Source organism: Cohnella hashimotonis (assembly GCF_030014955.1).
GTDB classification, from domain to species: domain Bacteria; phylum Bacillota; class Bacilli; order Paenibacillales; family Paenibacillaceae; genus Cohnella; species Cohnella hashimotonis.
Genome location: NZ_JAGRPV010000001.1, coordinates 2,307,587 through 2,325,717 on the forward strand (window position 1 = coordinate 2,307,587; position 18,131 = coordinate 2,325,717).

An 18,131-nucleotide genomic window follows, 5' to 3' on the forward strand; every position below is an offset into this window, starting at 1 on the left:
GGGAATGACAAGAGAACAACTGGAGGCGGCTGGATATCGTCTTGTCGGGAACGTCGAGCAGTTTCCGGCGCGTATCGGCAAGCTCGTGCGGCTCGGCGAGTCGGAGATCGCCGTATTCAAGACGACGAATGGCGAACTATTCGCGCTGGAAAATCGGAGCCCCGGTCCTCGCGGCGGCACGATCGTCGACGGCATCGTGTCCGGCGGCGTGCTGTACGATCCGATCTGCGACTGGCGGATCGGCCTGGCGGACGGCGCCGTGCAGGCGCCGGACTGCGGGCAGGTCGCCGTCTACCCCGTCCGTCTCGTAGACGGTGACGTTTATATCGGCCGTCCTTAAGGATATTTGACGACCGGCCACTTCACCTTGCGCAGCGCGTTCAGCAGCTCGGGCGACGCATTCAGGTTCGCCTGAACCAAATCCCTTGGCGTGAGCGCCATCCATTGATTGAGCGAGACGTCGGCGAACCGGTCGCTGCGGAACATCTCGAGGAACCACAGTGTCTCGCTGCCCGTATTTTGCACATAATGGCCGAACGCGAAGGGGACATAGCCCACGTCCCCCGCCCTGACGTCGAACGTCCGGGCGGTGCCGTTGCCGCCGAAGACGGTCATCCGGCCCTGGCCCGAGAGATAGTACTGCCATTCGTCGTCGTTCGGATGCCAGTGCAGCTCCCGCATCGCGCCGGGCTCGATCTCGACGAGCGCGGCCGCAAACGTCTTGGATACCGGGAAGTTGGAGGAATCGACGATGCGCACGCTGCCTCCCGGAGTCCGCAGCGGCTCCTGGGCAAGCAGCTTGTGCTTGAAGGAGAGCGGGACGGCGCCATACGGCGACTCGACGGCTTCCGATGCGAGCGGTCCGGGCACGCGATCCTCGAAAATATACACCTGACTGTCCGGCCGGCCGTCGAACGCGGATTCGGGCACGCCGAAATTCGCCGCCAGCACGTCCTTGGGCGTGTGCGCGAACCAGTCCGAGATCGACAGCGTGTTAAGGTCGGAGAAGCTGCCGTCGTCGAAGACGAGCAGGAATTCGCAGCCTTCCGCGAGCGCCTGGATCGAATGCGGCAGGCCGGCAGGGAAGAACCACAGATCTCCCTTTTCAACGTCGGCAATGAAGTTGCGCCCCTGCGCGTCGACCGACGTGATGCGGGCGCAGCCCCAGATCATGTACGCCCATTCGGATTGCTGATGCCAGTGCAGCTCGCGCACGCCGCCGGGTACGAGGCTCATGTTGACGCCGGCCAGCGTCGTCGCAATCGGCAGATCCCGCACGGTGATCTCCCGGGACCAGCCGCCATGGTTCAACTGCATATGCGTATCCGAAAACGAGAACTTCATGTTGGGCAGCAAACCGGCGTCCGTAGCGGGCGGCACGAGCATATCCGGATTCTCCAGATCTCTCAGCACGTCGCGGGGGCCGAAGTCGGGACCGCCCGCGCCGTCCTTGCGGACAGGCTGGGGCGCTTTAATGGGGCCGGACTGTCGGCGGGGGACGTTTTCCATCGTCGTCAGCTCCTTCATTTTAATGCCGGGATACCGTTCTGCTTCATATGTATGAACGCCGGCTTGGGCCGTATGTGCGGGCCCGAGTGTCCAATCGCGCGATTCAAATATCACAATCGGCGATCGTCGCCGCAGTGGAGGAAAGTGCAGATCTTGCACTTTCCTTTCTTCGTTTTCCTGATATGTTCTGGGTGTAATCCAAATTCGGTTCAAGAGGAGGCAGTATGATGTCTGTTCGATCAAATTGGGTTCGCACGCTCAGCCTGGCCGGTGTGCTTGCGCTAGCGGCAGGGTTCTTACCACCGCCCGGCGCGAATGCTACGCCTACGACGTATTATGTGTCCGCTTCTTCGGGAAGTCTGACAGGTACGGGGAGTTCGGCCAGCAAGTTCAAGACGATCAGCCAGTGCGCGACGGTCATGACGGGGGGCGACACGTGCGTCATCGAGTCGGGCACGTACCGGGAGACGGTCACGCCGACGAATACGGGGACCTCCGGCGCGCCGATCCGGTTCGAGGCGGCTGCCGGCGCGACCGTCGTCGTGAGCGGCACCGAGCCGATCAGCGGCTGGAGCGTGTACAGCGGCAATATCTACTCCGCGAATTTCACCGGGAGTCTGCCGGGCAATGAAAATCAACTGTTCATTAAAAACGGCGCGACCGTCACGCCGCTTTGGGAGGCGCGGTGGCCGAACATTGGCGCCTACAGCTTGCCCGAATTGAAGAACGGCGTAGCCGTTGCCGACGCCGGCGCGCAAAATACGATTACCGACGCTGCGCTGATCTCGACCGGCGTGAACTGGAACGGCGCGAAAGTCTGGGTTCGCGGAGGCAGCGCCTACGTGGGGATGACGAGTCAGCTTACGAGCTACAATGCCAGCACGGGCGCCTTTACTTATTCATCGATAACCGGCGACTTTGACGCGCTTTACCCGAAGACTGGCAGTACTTATTTCCTCAGCGGCAAATTGGAAGCCTTGGACGCGCCCGGCGAATGGTACGTGGACGCGGCTGCCCAGAAGGTGTACTTGTGGGCGCCCGGCGGCGGCGCGCCCGCAAACGTCGAGATCAAGAAGCGCAAGACCGCTTTCAATTTGAACGGAAAAAATTACATCCAACTCGCCGGCATCCAGACATTCGCTGCCAACATTACGATGAACGGCTCGAATAATAACGTCATCGACGGCGTCAAGTCGGAATACGTCTACTTTTCGAACTACTCCCAAAGCACGACGAATGCCGACCAGCTGAACGGCGGCATCTCCATCGTCGGCAACGACAATGTGGTCCAAAACAGCACGATCGCCTATTCTTCCGGCGCGCTCGTCAACATCAACGGCAACAACAACCGGATCGTGAACAACTCGATCCATGACGGCGCCTACATGGCTTCCTACGATCCGCTGCTCAAGCTGTCCAGCGGCACGGGCAATATGATCAGCCGCAACGAAATGAAAAATTCCGGCCGGTACATTATCTACTGGGACGTCGGAGTCGGCGAAATATCCTACAACGACATTTCGAACGGCATGTGGCTGTCCCGGGACGGGGCGCTGATCTATGCCTGGGGCACCGATCTCGGCAACAGCAATATCCACCACAACTTGATTCACGACAGCGTCCACGACACCGTACCGGACGATACGCGGGTCGGTCTCTATTTCGACAACTTTACCGAAAACGTCGTCGCGCATCACAACGTCATCTACAACAACGACGTGGGCATCCAGATGAACACGCCGGGCAACTACAAGCTGATCTACAACAATACGGTCGTTAACAACCCGGTCGGCAGCGTCGCTTACTGGGGCGATTCGACCAACGCTTACAAAGAAGAACTATACGGCACCCGCGTGTTCAACAATATTTTCACCAATAAAGTGTCCCTGCCGGCAGACGTGGTCCGAGGCTTCAACACGATCACGGACGAAGGCATTAACTTCTGGAACCCTTCAAGCGGGAATTTCCGGCTGAATGCCAATTCGACCGCCGTTGATATGGGATCGTTCATCCCGGGCATTACGGACGGCAGCATCGGCGCCGCGCCGGATGCCGGCGCTTACGAGTACGGGGGAACGGACTGGACGGCCGGAACTTCCGGCACGGCGCCGGCATCGTACGTGCCGATCGTGACGCCGTATATGAACCTCGTCTCCAACAGCGGCTTCGAGAAGAATCTGCAAGGCTGGACGCCTTGGACGACATCGCCGTCTACGGCCACCGTAACGGAAGGTAACGTGAACGCTTTTGCCAATTCGGACTTCCGCAAGCGCGGCGTACGGACGCGTCTGAAGCTGGGAGCCGGCGGCGGCGTCGAGCAGCTGGTGACGGGGCTTGCGCCGAATACCAAGTATAAGTTCGTTGCTTGGGTTTATACGGACACGGGCGGCCAGGCCATTAACGTAGGCGTGCTGAACTACGGCGGCGCCGCGATCGACGTCTCTCAAAGCACGGCCAATCAATACGTGCGCAAGGAAGTCGAGTTTACGACCGGCGCGACCGACACCTCCGCCAGAGTGCGCATCTGGAGAGCGGCCGGCGCGGCCGGCACGGCTTATGCGGACGATGCAGGCCTGTTCGCGATGACGGATTACGATCCGGGCGTCTATAAGAACCAAGCGTCCGGCAAGACGGCGATTACGGCGAGCGGCGCCCTAAGCTTCCCCGAACGGCTGACGGACGGTTCCACGACGGCTTACTCCAACATGGATAATACCGGACCGCAATGGGTCAAGATCGACCTGGGCCGAAGCTACGAGCTGGATAAGATCAACTTGCTGCATTATTACACCCCGACGGACGTACGGACCTACCATGACGTCATCGTGCAGCTGTCCAACGATTCGACCTTCGCGACCAAGACGACCGTCTTCAACAACGACGCCAACAACTCGGCAGCCCAAGGAACGGGGACCGACGCCGAGTACGCGGAGACGGCGGCAGGCAAAGACATCGTTTTTGCAAAGACGAACGCCAGGTATATCCGGTTGTGGACGAACGGCAATACGAAGTACGACACGCAGCACTACACGGAAGTTCAGGCATGGGGCGTACCCGCAGTCACGCCGACTTCGCCGCTGCAGGGCCGCAAAAACGTGGCTTCTAACTTAAGCGTCAACCGTATCACCTTCAGCAAAGCTGTAGGAAGACCGGAATGGATCACGGACGGCGACAAAAGCGGCCCTTCCGCGAATCAGGACGGTCCTGTAGGCGGGCCTGCCAGCCCGCAATGGATCCAGCTCGACCTGGGACAGAAATACAGGCTCGATCAGGTAAAGGTATGGCATTTTATACCCTTTGACAGAATTTACTACGACGTCATTATTCAGTTGTCCAACGATCCCGCCTTCCCGGCATCCGCAACGACGACAGTCTTTAACAACGATGCCGACAATACGGCCGGACAAGGCGCGGGTACGGATGCGTTGTACGCGGATAATGCGACCGGAAAAACGGTTAACTTTCCGTTGACTACCGCCAGATACGTCCGTTTGTGGGCGAACGGGAACCAGAATAACCCGTCGCAGCATTACGCGGAAGTCGAGGTTTACGGATCGCCGGATTACGGCATGGGAACTTAAATAACCAATACTATTAAGAAGAAAAGTGCAGGTTTCTGCACTTTTCTTTATTTTTTCTCATTATTTATGTTGCACTATTTCTTAATTAGAGTATATTATATATAAAAAATACACACTATTAGAAGTCGGAGGCTGGATACATGGAGAGAGAGCTGGCGCTTGAGATCGTACGGGTAACGGAGCTGGCCGCGCTGGCGTCCGCGCCGTGGATGGGCAGAGGGGACAAGCATCACGCAGACGGCGCGGCCACGTCCGCCATGCGCGCGATGTTCGATTCGGTATCGGTGAGAGGGACGGTCGTTATAGGCGAAGGGGAGATGGACGAAGCCCCGATGCTCTATATAGGCGAAGCCGTCGGCAGCGCGCAGGGACCCGAAGTGGACGTTGCGGTCGATCCGCTCGAGGGCACCGAGATCGTGGCCCGCGGACTGAACAACGCGATGTCCGTCATTGCGGTTGCCGGCAAGGGCAGTCTGCTGCACGCGCCGGACATGTACATGGAGAAGCTGGCGGTCGGCCCCGAGCTCGCGGGCAAGGTGAGCTTGTCGGATCCGCTGGAGAAGACGCTGTTTACGGCGGCCGAGCATCTTGGCAAGCCCGTCCGGGAGCTTACGGTCATGCTGCTTGACCGCGACCGGCATGCGCATATCGTGCGGACGCTGCGCGAAGTTGGGGTACGCATTAAATTTCTGTCCGACGGGGACGTTGCCGGCGCGCTTGCGCCGTCGTTTCCCGAAGCGGGCATCGATCTGTACGTCGGCTCGGGCGGCGCGCCGGAGGGCGTGCTGGCCGCGGCCGCGCTGCGCTGCCTGGGAGGCGAGATTCAAGGCCGCCTCATGCCGGCGGACAGCCGCGAGTACGACCGCTGTCTCGAGATGGGACTGGCGGACCCGGAGAAGGTGCTGACGATGGACGACATGGTCGGCACCGGCGACGTCATCTTTGCCGCGACCGGCGTCACGCCGGGAGAATTCATGGGCGGCGTGCGGTACTTGCCGGGAGACCGCGCGGAGACGCATTCGATCGTGATGCGGGCCAAGACGCGGACGATCCGGCATATCCGCTCGCTCCATCATCTGCCCAGCAAGCCGCTGCTGCTCGATCTGGCCTCGCGCACCTCGGAAGCGACTCTTTCGCCCAATATTGCGGCCTATTAATCAATCCTGTACACTATTCATAGCTTCACTCCGAAAAAAGGTCCTGACGGAGTCCGGCGGGGGCGAAGTCCCCTCAAGGAGAAGCTCTCGCAATAGTTAGGACAGCCGGGAGGGAGCACCAATCGAACTGACCCCAAGACAGCTAGCCATAATCGAGCGCGTGCGCGGCCATGCCCCGATCACGGGGGATCAGATCGCCGAATCGCTCGGCATCAGCCGTCCGACCATTCGGTCGGACTTATCCGTGCTGGTCATGCTCGGGCTGATCGACGCCAAGCCGAAGGTCGGTTACTTTCCCGGACGCCAGCTGTCGGCGGACGGCAGAGCCCGGGACCGGCTCGTCGCGCTGAAGGTGAAGGACATGATGAGCAGGCCGGTCGTCATACAAGAGACGGCCAGCGTGAACGACGCCGTTATCTCGCTGTTCGTTGAGAATACCGGCATTCTGTCGGTGACGGATGACGAAGGCTATCTCGCCGGGCTGGTCACCATCAAGGATTTGCTCAAGGTGACGCTGGGCAACCCCAATGCGGCTTCGATCCCGGTGAGCATGGTGATGACCCGCTTCCCGAGGATTGTCACGGTGACGCCGGAGGACTCGCTCTGGGACGCCGCGAAGAAGCTGCTGCACCATCAGATCGGCGGGATGCCGGTCGTGCAGCCGGCAGGCGGCGACGCAGGCGGTCGACGGACGCTGCTTGAGGTCGTAGGCCGCGTATCCAAGACGACGATGACGCAGGCGCTGGTCGATCTGACCGAGATTACATAGAAGGCAAGGATGGGGGAGAAAAGATGGCTGACCACGCGGAGCATACGATATTCGTGTGCTCGGATGCACTCGGGGATACGGCCGAAGCGGTCGCGCGGGCGACGCTGCGCCAGTTCGCGACGGATAAGGCGGTCATAAGGCGCTTCGGACATATCAAGACCGAGGACGAGGTAAAGTCCATATTGAAGGAAGCGGTCGGCGGGCGCGTGCTTATCGCCTATACGCTGGTGCAGCCGGAGCTGCGGGACACGATGCGCGAGGAAGCGCTCAGGCTCGGCGTTCGCGCCGTCGACGTCATGGGACCGATGATGCAGGCGTTCATCGACACGTTTAACGACGCGCCCAAGTATCAGCCCGGATTGCTGCACGAGATGGACGAATCTTACTTTCGCAAGATCGAGGCGATCGAGTTCGCCGTCAAATACGACGACGGCAAGGACCCGCGCGGCCTGCTCAAGGCGCAGGTCGTGCTCGTCGGCGTGTCGCGGACGTCCAAGACGCCGCTTAGCATCTACCTGGCGCACAAAGGCATCCGGACGGCCAACTATCCGCTCACGATCGAGGTCAAGCCGCCGGAGGAGCTGTTCATGAGGGGGAAGGACCGTCTCTTGGTCGGATTGACGATGGATCCCGAGAGACTCACGCGCATACGTTCGGAGCGGCTCAAGGCGCTCGGCTTGCCGAGTCAAGCGCACTATGCGTCGCCGGACCGGATTCGACAGGAGATCGAGTTCGCGGGAAGGATCATGGATCGTCTTCAATGCCCGGTCATCGACGTGACGGAGCGTGCGATCGAAGAGACGGCGGGATTGATTCTGGAGATGCTGTGAGCGTTTTTGACAAAAGTTCTAATTAAGCTTGATAATCATTATCAGCCCTGTTATAATTCAAAAAGAAAAGAAGGAACCGGCGAAGTTCCTTCTCATCTAACGTATCATAGACTCATTTCACTTCAAACGTACCGCAGTCCGTCTCTTCGGACTTGGAAGGCTCCTTGCGGCTGTGCATCGTGACGAAGATGCTTTCCGCTCTGCAATGGTTCTCTTCCGCCCAGAAGCGGCAGGAATTGACTTCGCAGCGAACGTCCTTTGCCATGTTGTTCACCTCGCTCTCGCGGGCCGAGCATCGAATATCGAGGATGTCAAGTTGGCGCTTGACGCAGCCTCTGCCTCTTCCCGATCGGGTTGGGGTTATTCGATTTTCAGCGGTATTTATTCTTTTATATACTACCAGATATGCTTGTCTGAATCAATGTATGCCCCATTTAAAGCGAATATGTCGGGTTGACAAGGCTCGATCGGCATGATATCTTTAATTTAAGATAAATGATATTGAGATAATAAGAACTGGAGTGATTGACCGTGTCGGATCCTAACGTATCGGATAACCATATATCGCTGAAGCTGTTCGTCGTACTGTCGAAGGCGTACCGAAGCCTTATGGACCAAGCGATGCGGGATATGCGCGAGCAAGGCCTCAGCCCCTCGGAATTCGGCATCATGGAGGTGCTGTACGCCAAGGGGAGGACGCCGATCCAGCAGATCGCCGGCAAGATGCTGCTGACAAGCGGCACGATGACCTACAATATCGACAAGCTCGAAGACAAGGAGCTGATCCGCCGGGTGCTCAGCCGGGAGGACCGCAGGGTCGTGTTCGCGGAGCTGACCGAAAAAGGGACGGCGATGTTCGACGACATTTTCCCCAAGCATGCGAGCAAAATTCAGAGCATGATGGGTGTTCTGACCGGTGAAGAGCAGCAGGAAGCGATCCGCCTGCTCAAGCTGCTTGGCAAGGGCGGGGCAGACTAGCCTTGCTCGCTCGAACGGAATGACCGAACCGCGCCGTCATTGAATATTAAATTTAACTCGGGGGTTGAAGACGATGGAACTCAAGCTCAAAGGCATTCATCATGTATCGGCGATCACGGGCACGGCTGCGGGCAATGTCGACTTTTATACGAAGACGCTCGGAATGCGGCTGGTCAAAAAGACGGTGAATCAGGACGACACGTCCGTGTATCACCTGTTCTACGGGGACGAACGAGGGAATCCGGGCACGGAGCTGACGTTTTTCGAGTTTCCTACCGCTTGGCGGAGCCGGCCGGGGACGAGCAGCATTTCCGCGACTTCATTGCGCGTCCCGGGCGACGCGGCGCTAACCTATTGGCAGCATCGGTTTACGCAATTCGAGGTCGATCACGATGAGATCGTGGAGCGCGGCGGGCGCCTGACGCTGGCCTTCCGCGATCCTGAAGGCCAGCGGCTCATTCTCGTATCCGACGAAAACGATACCGGCGTGGCCGGGGGCAAGCCGTGGGACAAGAGCGACGTGCCGGCGGAATTCGGCATCGTCGGACTCGGGCCGGTGCAGCTTACGGTGCTCCGCGCGGATCGTACCGAACGGGTATTGACCGAGCTGATGGGCTATAGAAGGAAAGGGCAATATGCTTCTGAAGTTGCGGGCCAGCCGGATATCGTCGTATTCGAGACCGGAGAGGGCGGCAGCGGCTCGGAGATCCATCTCGAGGAGCGCGACGATCTGAAGCAGGAACGTCAAGGCATCGGTGCGGTGCATCATGTGGCCTTTCGCGTAGCGGACGAGGAGGAACTGCGCGCGTGGATCGGGAAGATTACGTCGTCGGGCCTCGTCAACTCGGGTTTTGTCGACCGCTTTTATTTCAAGTCGCTTTACTTCAGAGAGCCGAACGGCATTTTGTTCGAGCTGGCGACCGACGGTCCCGGCTTCGACACGGATGAGCCGCTGGACCGGCTTGGCGAACGGCTCGCCCTGCCGCCGTTCTTGGAACCGAAACGCGAGCGCATTGAGGCTGGATTAAAGCCGATCTAAACGCGCGAACCTGCACAAATAAAAACGCGAACCAGTACGAATAAAAAGGAGGAGAATTCCATGTCCATGATCCATATTTTTGAACCGGGCACAAACCCGAATGCGCCTACGCTGCTGTTGCTTCACGGAACGGGAGGATCCGAGCGCGATCTGGTCGGCGTCGGCCGCATGCTGAACCCCGAGGCCGCGCTGTTGGGCGTCAGAGGCAACGTATCCGAGCGCGGTATGGCCCGCTTTTTCCGGCGCATCGCCGAAGGGGTGTTCGACGAGGAAGATCTGATCGCGCGGACGGCCGAGCTGAACGCCTTCGTCGACGAGAGCGCGGACAAGTACGGCTTCGACAGGCATAACGTCATAGCCGTAGGTTACTCCAACGGCGCCAACATCGCGGCAAGCCTGCTGTATCATCACCAGAATGCGCTGAAGGGGGCCGTGCTGTTCCATCCGATGGTGCCGCGCAGAGGCATCGCGCTGCCCGATCTGTCGGGCGTGCCGGTGTTCATCGGCGCCGGCCGCAACGATCCGCTCTGCACGATGGCTGAGAGCGAGGAGCTTGCAGCGACGCTTGGAACCGCCGGCGCGACGGTCGAGACGCACTGGGAGAACGGCGGACATCAGCTGTCGCGGACCGAGGTCGAGGCGGCTGCAGCATGGCTGCGCGGGATTTAAAGAACACGGACCGAGAGGCCGGTTCGGACAGGAGGCGGAACATGAAGGTCAAGCGAATCGTAGCGAATATTAAGGCGGAAGAAGTGTCGGCCGCCAAGCGGTTTTACGAGCAGGCGCTTGGACTGGATGTCCTGATGGATCACGGCTGGATCGCCACGTACGGCACGGATGCAGAGATGAAGGTCCAGGTCAGCGTCGCGACGGAAGGAGGATCCGGGACGCCCGTCCCGGATCTGTCCGTCGAGGTCGACGACGTGGACGAGGCGCTCGCGCGTATGGAGCGCGCGGGATTCGCCGTCGAATACGGGCCGGCCGACGAGCCTTGGGGCGTGCGGCGCTTTTACGTGCGCGATCCGTTCGGCAGGCTCGTCAATGTGCTGGCGCATATCTGACATAAGCCGCCTGCCGGAGCCGGCATCCGTTCTCTAGTACGCACCGAGCAGTTATCGCGAACGGATTGTAACGCCCCTATTGTCGGCTGGTCGGATCTTGGCGCAAACGTAGCAGGCTGAAGCTCCCTGAAGTTCGTATATGGCTCCCATAAGTAGAGCTGAACCTTCAACCGCTTAGCAAAGAACATGGCTTATTAGCCGGCGTTAGCGCCAATTTGCACTTATCGCCACAGTCTGGCGAGAAGGGGAGTTGGCGTTAATGCCTTTTTGCGCTTATCGGCATAGAGTTGCACGGTTTTTCCGTGTAACTCGCACCCGGAAGGTGGTTCTTGCGAGAGATGCGCGGTTTTTTCGTTTAACTCGCAACCGGTAGGCGGTTCTTGCGAGAGATGCACGATTTTTCCGTGTAACTCCGCACCCGGCCGAAGTTCTGCAGGAGTGGCAGTCCGCGAACCCCTCGCAACGTGGCTTTAACGCGCTAGCAACAGATGCCCGGTCCGCCGGAGGGTGTACTCCGACTTGGTTTACATACAAACCCAAAAAGAGGGACGCAAGCAGATGGCTCTGCTTCGTCCCTCTTGGCATTTCTGGCCGTCCGAATCAGCGGCGGCGCGGCGCGCCGGCGGAACGGGTGGCGCCGCGGAAGCCGCCTTCGAAGTCGTCGGAGTATACGTCCTTCGTCGTACATACGGTGACGTGATGGTAGACGGGGACGCAGTGATGGCGCCGGACGACCTCGACGGTCTGCACGACCTCCACATGTTGCGGATGGTAGTAGTCCTCATATACTGTTTGCGGCGGATCGTATACGGTCTTGCTAACGCATTTTGGGCAATCCGACATATCTGCCAACTCCTTCGCTTGAGATGGTACAGTATACGGGTCGGTCGCCCTGTTGGCCTGTTCATCCGCCTAGCGGGCGATTTATTCCTCGAATTCGATGCCTGCCTCGGATAGGCGAGCGATGCGGGCGAGCGATTCGACGCGGTAGCCGGCGTCAAGCAGCAGCTGACGTCCGGGCTGAAACGCCTTTTCGATAACGATGCCGATGCCGGCCACGGATGCGCCCGCCTTCAGCACGATGCCGGCCATCGCCTGGGCGGCTTGTCCGTTCGCAAGGAAGTCGTCGATGATAAGCACCACGTCGGTCGGCGAGAGGAACTGCCTGGAGACGGAAACCTCGCTCTCTTCCTGCTTCGTGAAGGAAAACGAGCGCTCGGTCCACAGATCGTCCTTTAGCGTCAGCGATTTGCGTTTTTTGGCGAAAATAAGCGGCACACGGAGGTCGAGCGCGGTCATAAGCGCGGGCGCGATGCCGGAGGATTCGAGCGTGAGCACCTTGGTAACGCCGGCGCCCCTGAATAAAGAGGCGAAGGTCTCGCCGATATCGGCCATCAGAACGGGGTCGACCTGATGATTAAGGAAAGTGTCGACCTTGAGTACGTCAGAGCCGAGCACGCGGCCTTCCTGGCGGATTTTTGTTTTTAGCTTTTCGATGACTGGCAGCCCCTTTTGTGCGGATAATTCCCCATTATAACGGATGTCGTCCGACTTTTCTTGTCCTTGTGCGCATAATGGCTGTAATTTCCACGCAAAATGAGACAGCCGAGCGTACGCACGGGATGAAGAAAGGCGGGGGATGCGGATGAAAAAAGGATGGCGATGGAAGAGGCGTCTGCTGAAAAGAGGGGGCATTCGGCTGGCGATCGTAATAGCGGCGATATTGCTGGCCCTTAGCGCGCGGACGGCGCTGACGGCGGCGGAGGCGATAGCGCCGGCTGAGCAAAGCGTACCTGCGGAGCGAGTGGTCGCGGTCGTCATCGACGACTTCGGCAACCGGATGAAAGGAACGGCCGAGATGCTGCGGCTGCCGATTCCGATTACGGCGGCGGTCATGCCGTTTCTGCCGACCTCGCAGGCGGACGCTGAAGCGGCGCATGCCGCGGGACGCGAGGTGATCGTGCATTTGCCGATGGAGCCGGTCAAAGGCAAACCGAGCTGGCTCGGGCCGAGAGCAATATTGACCGCGTTGTCCGACGAGGAGATCCGTCTGCGCACCGAGGCTGCGATTGCCGACGTACCGCACGCGGTCGGCATGAACAATCACATGGGTTCGCGTGCGACGGCCGACGAGCGCGTCATGCGCATCGTGCTGCAGGTATGCAAGGAGCATGGCTTGTTTTTCCTGGACAGCCGCACTTCGTATAAATCCGTCGTGCCGAAGCTGGCGCGCGAGATGGGCGTACCTCTGCTTCAGAACGATCTGTTCCTTGACGACGTATATACGGACAGGCATGTAGCGGGTCAGATGCTGCTGCTCAAGGCGCGCGTGCAAAAGCATGATCGCACCGTCGTGATCGGCCACGTGGGCCCGCCGGGACTTATTACGTCGGGGCAGCTCGCGGCAGCCGTGCCGGGTCTGCGCCAAGCCTCGGTCCGGTTCGTCAAGCTGTCGGAGCTTTTAGCTCCGCCTGCGCCTTATTCGCTGCCCGGAGCGGAACTGCCGGGCTCGATCTCCTTGGAATCCGGGCTTGGCTCGAAAACGCCGGCGGTAAGTCCTACGAGGCGATAAGCTGCGATGCCGTCGGCGATCGCGGTTGCGATCGCCGTCTGGCCTGCGGGCGACGTGAGCATGTTCAAATCGCTTGGGTTGCTTAGAAAGCCGGTCTCGACGATGACGCTCGGGGGACCGGCTTTTTTTAGTACGTAAAATTGATCGCCGGCGAGCGGCGGTACATTCGTTTTCTGCTGCTTGTTCAGCCGATCCTGGATAAGCGAGGCGAGCAGCGCGCTGCCGGCATCGAGCCGGTGAAGCACAACCGGCCCGCGTACTGATTTTCGCTTGGACCAATTCACGTGAACGCTGATAAATACGCCTGCGCCGATATCGCGGGCAAGTCCCTTGCGTTGAGACAGGTCGCGCTGGTGACGGGAGGAACGAAGCCAGCGGTTGTCGTCGCTGAGCGCGTAGTCGCCCGTGCGGTTCAGCACTGCGTGCATGCCCCGGCTCTTCAGGATGAGGTAGAGCTTGCGAGAGATGGCCAGGTTGATGTCCTTCTCCAGGATGTCGCCGACGTGCGTGCCGCCGTCGATGCCGCCGTGTCCGGCATCGATCAGCACGTCCGCTGCCGGGAGGGTGTGCCTGGCCGTCGGACTGCTCGCGAACGGCAGCGCGAGGCCCGCGTCCGCAGTTTCCGCGCTGGCGGAGGGGAGCGGAAGCGGGCCGTGAGCTGCCAGGAGGCATACTAAAGCTGCGCAGAAGCGGCGTTTGTAAATGGTTAGCATTCGATTGTCCGTCTCCTTCCGGCCCGGGGCGAAGATTCTGCCGTTAGCGTGGCTCGGGAAGGGCGTTCTCATTCATAGGCTTGGCGGTGGCGAGGCAGAGATTCAGGCTTCGGCCTCCAGCTTGGCCCTGCCGTCCGGACGCAGCCACGTGCGTCTCCAGACGCCTTGCACGACCGACAGCGCAACGAGTGCGGCGAGCGCGATGCACGCCATCGTAATAAAGCCGGGCGTATAGGAGCCGGTCTTGCCGTACAGGCTGCCGAGCAGCAGCGGCAGCAAGTAGCCGCCGAAGCCGCCGGCAGCCCCGACGATGCCGGTCAGCAGACCGATATCGGCGCCGAAGCGCTGCGGGATCAGCTGGAACACCGCGCCGTTGCCTGTTCCGAGGCTCATCATCGCGAGGAACAGGAGCGGGATGACGACGGCCAGCGGCGGCAGCGAAGAGATGGTGAGGAATAGAAGGCCGGCCGCGGCGTATAAAACGATCAGCATGCGGATGCCGCCGATTTTGTCGGACAAATAACCGCCCACCGGGCGGAAGAAGCTCCCGGCGATGACGCAGATCGTCGTGAAGTCTGCCGCGCGGACGGCCGACAAGCCGTATTGGGCGTTAAAAAATATCGTCAGGTAATTAGTCAGGCCGACGAAGCCGCCGAACGTAACGCCGTACATGAGGCAAAACAGCCAGGTATCGCGTTTTTTAAGCACGCTCGCGTATTGGGACAGCTTTTTCGGCGCTGGTTGCGTCGGACTTTCTTTGGCAAAAACGGTGAAGATAATGAAAACGATGCCGATCGGGATGAGCGCAAGTCCGAATACGGTCTCCCAGCCGCCGAAGTGCGTGGCCAGTCGGTTGGCGAACAGCGTCGAAAATACCGTGCCGCTGTTGCCGGCGCCCGCGATTCCCATCGCCAGGCCTTGATATTGAGGCGGATACCACCTGCTGGCGAGCGGCAGCGCGGCGGCGAACGAAGCGCCTGCGAATCCGAGCAGAAGCGCTACGATATATAGATGATTCAGCGAATCCACGAACTGCCATCCCCACACGAGCGGCACCATCGTCGCAAGCAGCCCGAATTGCCCAGTTCGCTTGGGGCCGATGTAGTCGGTCAAAAAACCGAAGACGAGCCGGAGCAAGGAGCCGCCGAGGACGGGGAGCGCCACCAGGTTCGCCTTTTGAATCGCCGTCATCGGATAATCGTTCATCATGATAACCGCGAGCGGCCCGATCAATACCCAGACCATGAAGCTCATATCGAAATACAAGAATGCGCTAAATAATGTTGGCTTATGCCCGCTATTCCAAAATCCTTTGTCTCTTACGATTTCCATTGGAATCCGCCTCCCATGATATACAAGATTACATATGGATAGGGCATGTTCACCTGCCATGGCGGGTGTCGAAAAAACGAAAAGACGCACCTTGACCATGGCGAAAGTGACACCCCAGTGCGCGGTACATCATTGTACCGGGCGATCGGATGCTTTCGGTCACGTCATTGTGAGCCAATTTGGATTATACAGGGGTCGTAAAAGCCATGTCAATATATATAACATAATAATAAACTCTGCTGCTATCCGTGCAACAATTAGAGAATATATCTAAAATTAAGTAATGATTATTGACATGGATTGTTTCTCGTCCTATGCTGAATAAAGAATCCGCGGCACAACGACGTGCCCGAAACCGGCGACGAAGCCCGCCCCAATGGAGGGGACGGGTTTTTTATGTTCTTATTCAGGCATTTGCCGCGGCGCAGGAAGGGGGGAGTATGCATGGCGAAGCCCAAGCTCGTATTGGTCGGCAACGGCATGGCCGGCATTCGTTGTCTCGAAGAGATCCTCGAATTGGCGCCCGACGCCTTCGAAGTGACCGTGATCGGCAAGGAGCCGACGCCGAATTACAATCGCATTCAGCTCTCCAAGGTGCTGCAGGGCGGTACTTCGCTTCAGGACATTATCTTGAACGATTGGTCCTGGTATGCGGAGCGAGGCATCCGGCTGCTAACGGGTGAATCTGTCGTGCGCGTCCGCGCGGACGAACGTAAGGTGGAAACTGCTTCCGGGCTAAGCGTCGCTTATGACAAGCTTATCCTTGCAACGGGCTCGTCGGCTTTCGTGCCGCCGCTTCCCGGTGCCGGCAAGCCAGGCGTAACGGCCTTTCGGACGATCGAAGATTGCCGTCAAATCATGGAAGCTGCGGCCAATTTCAGCAAGGCGGCCGTACTCGGTGGCGGCCTGCTCGGTCTGGAGGCGGCGCGGGGCCTTCTTAACTTGGGCATGGAGGTGGAAGTCGTCCATAACTCGCCCTTTCTGATGAATCGACAGCTCGACCGGATGTCCGCCGAACTGCTGCGTGCCGCGCTGGAAGAGCAGGGCATGCGGTTCAGGCTCGGCAAGACGACGACGCGGATATTCGGACGCAAACGCGCGGAAGGGCTTCTGTTCGCGGACGGCACGAAGCTCGAAGCCGACTTGATCGTATTGTCGGTCGGCATCAGCCCGAACGTCGCGTTCGCTAAGGCGAGCGGCATCGAGACCAATCGTGCCGTCGTCGTCAACGATTATATGGAGACAAACGTGCCGGACGTTTACGCGGTCGGGGAATGCGCCGAGCACAGAGGGATTGCGTACGGGCTCGTTGCGCCGCTTTACGAACAGGGCAAAGTGCTTGCGCGCGTCGTCTGCGGACGCGAGACGGAGCCTTATGTCGGCAGCATGCCCTACGCGCAATTAAAGGTGTCGGGCATTAACGTATTTTCGGCGGGCGTGGTGCAAGGCGGAGACGAGAGTACGGTGCTTCAGGCGTACGACGCGTTGCGGGGGATGTATAAGCGGATTACGGCTGAGAATGGGCGCATATCGGGTGTCGTCCTCTACGGGGATACGGACGAAGGACAGACGCTGCTCGGCCATTTGAAGCGGCGCGCCAAGGTCGAGGTGCTGGCGCGAACGCTGTCAAGCGGTGCGACGCCAGGGAGCGCGGGCGACGAGGCTGCGACAGCTATGGCGGATGCCGACACGGTATGCGGCTGCAACGGGGTATGCAAAGGCGCGATCGTCCGCGCGGTGACGGAGGAGGGCGCGGACACGATCGAGCTCGTCCGGGAGCGGACGAAGGCTTCGAGCTCGTGCGGCGGGTGCAGCGGCATGGTCGCGTCGATCCTTCGCGCGGCGCTGGCCGGCGCCGCATCGTCCGCGACGCCGGATCCGGCACTGTGCGATTGTACGCCGCTCGGCCACCGCGCGGTTAGGCTCGCGCTTGAGAAGATGGGATTGCGGACGACAGCGGCCGCGATGGCCACGCTGGATTGGCGGACGAAGGACGGTTGCATCGTTTGCAGAGGCGCGCTTCGATATTATACCGGCGAGTCGGGCGCGACTGCCCATAACGCCCGGTTGATCTTGCACGTCGGCGCAGTGCCCGGTAGCGGCGGTTTAGAAGAAAATCAGGCTGCTGGTATGGCCGATCGCTTGAGCCAAAGGCTTGCCGATGCCGCGCTTCCCAGGACGGTGCAAGCTGCTGTCGCAGGCCTGGCCGCAGAGCCGATCGGCATCCTCGTTCGCGATATCGGCCTGGTCCGCGCGCCGGCCGGATGGGAGCTGTACGCAGGCGGTTATGCGGAGCGTCCGGTCAAGCAGGCGCAGCTCATCGCCGTAGAGCCTTCGGCGGATACAGCGCTGGAAATGGCCGAAGCGCTGCTGCGGTGGTACCGGGCGGAGGCGGATTATGGCGAGCCGGTCTGGCGATGGCTGGAGCGTACGGGGTTGTACGCCGCGCGCGAGCGCCTGCTTGACGCCGAGGCCCGCGAGGCGATGCTGGTGGAGGGCGTCGCCGCAAGCGATGGCCGAGCCGCGATCGGCATATGAAAAGCGGCGTCGGGTATCGCACGACCGCTATTGCGCTTAAGGAGGAATCGCC

At 59.9% G+C, this 18,131-nt stretch carries 17 protein-coding genes; 11 read left to right on the plus strand and 6 right to left on the minus strand.

Annotated elements, in window-relative coordinates:
- Positions 1 to 4 precede the first annotated feature (4 nt).
- Entirely contained in the window at positions 5 to 340 is a 336-nt protein-coding gene (locus KB449_RS09005; protein WP_282908056.1) for a nitrite reductase (NAD(P)H) small subunit, read from the plus strand.
- On the opposite strand, the gene KB449_RS09010 is transcribed toward KB449_RS09005, so the two are convergent.
- Entirely contained in the window at positions 337 to 1,509 is a 1,173-nt protein-coding gene (locus KB449_RS09010) for an oxalate decarboxylase family bicupin (RefSeq protein WP_282908057.1), read from the minus strand. The genes KB449_RS09005 and KB449_RS09010 overlap by 4 nt on opposite strands.
- Before the next feature lie 227 nt (positions 1,510 to 1,736).
- Between KB449_RS09010 and KB449_RS09015 the strand changes: the two genes are divergently transcribed.
- The 4 genes from KB449_RS09015 (at position 1,737) to KB449_RS09030 (ending at position 7,846) form a co-directional block, all read left to right on the plus strand.
- Positions 1,737 to 5,090, plus strand: coding sequence for a galactose-binding domain-containing protein (locus tag KB449_RS09015; RefSeq protein WP_282908058.1), 3,354 nt, complete (start codon positions 1,737 to 1,739; stop codon positions 5,088 to 5,090).
- Positions 5,091 to 5,230: 140 nt separating this feature from the next.
- On the plus strand, positions 5,231 to 6,247 hold the full coding sequence (gene glpX / locus KB449_RS09020) for a class II fructose-bisphosphatase (RefSeq protein ID WP_282908059.1): 1,017 nt from the start codon (positions 5,231 to 5,233) through the stop codon (positions 6,245 to 6,247).
- A 121-nt stretch (positions 6,248 to 6,368) separates the two neighbouring features.
- Entirely contained in the window at positions 6,369 to 7,016 is a 648-nt protein-coding gene (locus tag KB449_RS09025; protein WP_282912769.1) for a helix-turn-helix transcriptional regulator, read from the plus strand.
- A 23-nt stretch (positions 7,017 to 7,039) separates the two neighbouring features.
- Entirely contained in the window at positions 7,040 to 7,846 is an 807-nt protein-coding gene (locus KB449_RS09030; protein ID WP_282908060.1) for a pyruvate, water dikinase regulatory protein, read from the plus strand.
- 112 nt (positions 7,847 to 7,958) lie between these two features.
- Here the strand turns inward: KB449_RS09030 and KB449_RS09035 are convergent, their stop codons facing one another.
- Complete coding sequence (locus tag KB449_RS09035; RefSeq protein ID WP_282908061.1) at positions 7,959 to 8,111, minus strand: DUF1540 domain-containing protein; 153 nt, start codon at positions 8,109 to 8,111, stop codon at positions 7,959 to 7,961.
- Positions 8,112 to 8,377: 266 nt separating this feature from the next.
- On the opposite strand from KB449_RS09035, the gene KB449_RS09040 reads away from it, so the two are divergent.
- The 4 genes from KB449_RS09040 to KB449_RS09055 all read left to right on the plus strand — a co-directional run bounded on the left by KB449_RS09040 (position 8,378) and on the right by KB449_RS09055 (position 10,924).
- Positions 8,378 to 8,824, plus strand: a complete 447-nt coding sequence (locus KB449_RS09040) for a MarR family winged helix-turn-helix transcriptional regulator (protein ID WP_282908062.1) — start codon at positions 8,378 to 8,380, stop codon at positions 8,822 to 8,824.
- A 73-nt stretch (positions 8,825 to 8,897) separates the two neighbouring features.
- Positions 8,898 to 9,863: a ring-cleaving dioxygenase gene (locus tag KB449_RS09045; RefSeq protein ID WP_282908063.1), complete on the plus strand. Its 966-nt coding sequence runs from the start codon at positions 8,898 to 8,900 to the stop codon at positions 9,861 to 9,863.
- A 66-nt stretch (positions 9,864 to 9,929) separates the two neighbouring features.
- A complete protein-coding gene (locus KB449_RS09050) occupies positions 9,930 to 10,532 on the plus strand; it encodes an alpha/beta hydrolase (RefSeq protein ID WP_282912770.1) in 603 nt (200 codons plus the stop codon).
- Between the two features lie 41 nt (positions 10,533 to 10,573).
- Positions 10,574 to 10,924, plus strand: coding sequence for a VOC family protein (locus KB449_RS09055; protein WP_282908064.1), 351 nt, complete (start codon positions 10,574 to 10,576; stop codon positions 10,922 to 10,924).
- 600 nt (positions 10,925 to 11,524) lie between these two features.
- Here the strand turns inward: KB449_RS09055 and KB449_RS09060 are convergent.
- Both KB449_RS09060 and KB449_RS09065 read right to left on the minus strand, forming a co-directional pair.
- On the minus strand, positions 11,525 to 11,767 hold the full coding sequence (locus KB449_RS09060) for a hypothetical protein (RefSeq protein ID WP_090115718.1): 243 nt from the start codon (positions 11,765 to 11,767) through the stop codon (positions 11,525 to 11,527).
- An 81-nt stretch (positions 11,768 to 11,848) separates the two neighbouring features.
- Complete coding sequence (locus KB449_RS09065) at positions 11,849 to 12,421, minus strand: xanthine phosphoribosyltransferase (protein WP_282912771.1); 573 nt, start codon at positions 12,419 to 12,421, stop codon at positions 11,849 to 11,851.
- 148 nt (positions 12,422 to 12,569) lie between these two features.
- On the opposite strand from KB449_RS09065, the gene KB449_RS09070 reads away from it, so the two are divergent.
- Positions 12,570 to 13,496 (plus strand): divergent polysaccharide deacetylase family protein, encoded by a 927-nt coding sequence (locus KB449_RS09070; RefSeq protein ID WP_434082493.1) that lies wholly within the window; start codon positions 12,570 to 12,572, stop codon positions 13,494 to 13,496.
- Here KB449_RS09070 and KB449_RS09075 read toward each other — a convergent pair.
- Together KB449_RS09075 and KB449_RS09080 are read right to left on the minus strand one after the other, a co-directional pair.
- Positions 13,403 to 14,209: an N-acetylmuramoyl-L-alanine amidase family protein gene (locus KB449_RS09075; protein WP_282908065.1), complete on the minus strand. Its 807-nt coding sequence runs from the start codon at positions 14,207 to 14,209 to the stop codon at positions 13,403 to 13,405. The two genes, KB449_RS09070 and KB449_RS09075, sit on opposite strands and share 94 nt — an antisense overlap.
- Positions 14,210 to 14,311: 102 nt before the next feature.
- Positions 14,312 to 15,541, minus strand: a complete 1,230-nt coding sequence (locus KB449_RS09080; RefSeq protein WP_282908066.1) for a nitrate/nitrite transporter — start codon at positions 15,539 to 15,541, stop codon at positions 14,312 to 14,314.
- 444 nt (positions 15,542 to 15,985) lie between these two features.
- Here KB449_RS09080 and KB449_RS09085 point away from each other — a divergent pair, with 444 nt between their 5' ends.
- Positions 15,986 to 18,079, plus strand: coding sequence for an FAD-dependent oxidoreductase (locus tag KB449_RS09085; RefSeq protein WP_282908067.1), 2,094 nt, complete (start codon positions 15,986 to 15,988; stop codon positions 18,077 to 18,079).
- Positions 18,080 to 18,131 lie beyond the last annotated feature (52 nt).

Bases quoted from the DNA above. Each gene is read 5' to 3' on its own strand.
- KB449_RS09030 (WP_282908060.1), top strand. From the start codon at position 7,040: ATGGCTGACCACGCGGAGCATACGATATTCGTGTGCTCGGATGCACTC.
- KB449_RS09070 (WP_434082493.1), top strand. From the start codon at position 12,570: ATGAAAAAAGGATGGCGATGGAAGAGGCGTCTGCTGAAAAGAGGGGGC.
- KB449_RS09035 (WP_282908061.1), bottom strand. From the start codon at position 8,111: ATGGCAAAGGACGTTCGCTGCGAAGTCAATTCCTGCCGCTTCTGGGCG.
- KB449_RS09050 (WP_282912770.1), top strand. From the start codon at position 9,930: ATGATCCATATTTTTGAACCGGGCACAAACCCGAATGCGCCTACGCTG.
- KB449_RS09005 (WP_282908056.1), top strand. From the start codon at position 5: ATGACAAGAGAACAACTGGAGGCGGCTGGATATCGTCTTGTCGGGAAC.
- KB449_RS09060 (WP_090115718.1), bottom strand. From the start codon at position 11,767: ATGTCGGATTGCCCAAAATGCGTTAGCAAGACCGTATACGATCCGCCG.
- KB449_RS09015 (WP_282908058.1), top strand. From the start codon at position 1,737: ATGTCTGTTCGATCAAATTGGGTTCGCACGCTCAGCCTGGCCGGTGTG.
- KB449_RS09080 (WP_282908066.1), bottom strand. From the start codon at position 15,541: ATGGAAATCGTAAGAGACAAAGGATTTTGGAATAGCGGGCATAAGCCA.
- KB449_RS09055 (WP_282908064.1), top strand. From the start codon at position 10,574: ATGAAGGTCAAGCGAATCGTAGCGAATATTAAGGCGGAAGAAGTGTCG.
- KB449_RS09085 (WP_282908067.1), top strand. From the start codon at position 15,986: ATGGCGAAGCCCAAGCTCGTATTGGTCGGCAACGGCATGGCCGGCATT.
- KB449_RS09010 (WP_282908057.1), bottom strand. From the start codon at position 1,509: ATGGAAAACGTCCCCCGCCGACAGTCCGGCCCCATTAAAGCGCCCCAG.
- glpX (WP_282908059.1), top strand. From the start codon at position 5,231: ATGGAGAGAGAGCTGGCGCTTGAGATCGTACGGGTAACGGAGCTGGCC.
- KB449_RS09075 (WP_282908065.1), bottom strand. From the start codon at position 14,209: ATGCTAACCATTTACAAACGCCGCTTCTGCGCAGCTTTAGTATGCCTC.
- KB449_RS09045 (WP_282908063.1), top strand. From the start codon at position 8,898: ATGGAACTCAAGCTCAAAGGCATTCATCATGTATCGGCGATCACGGGC.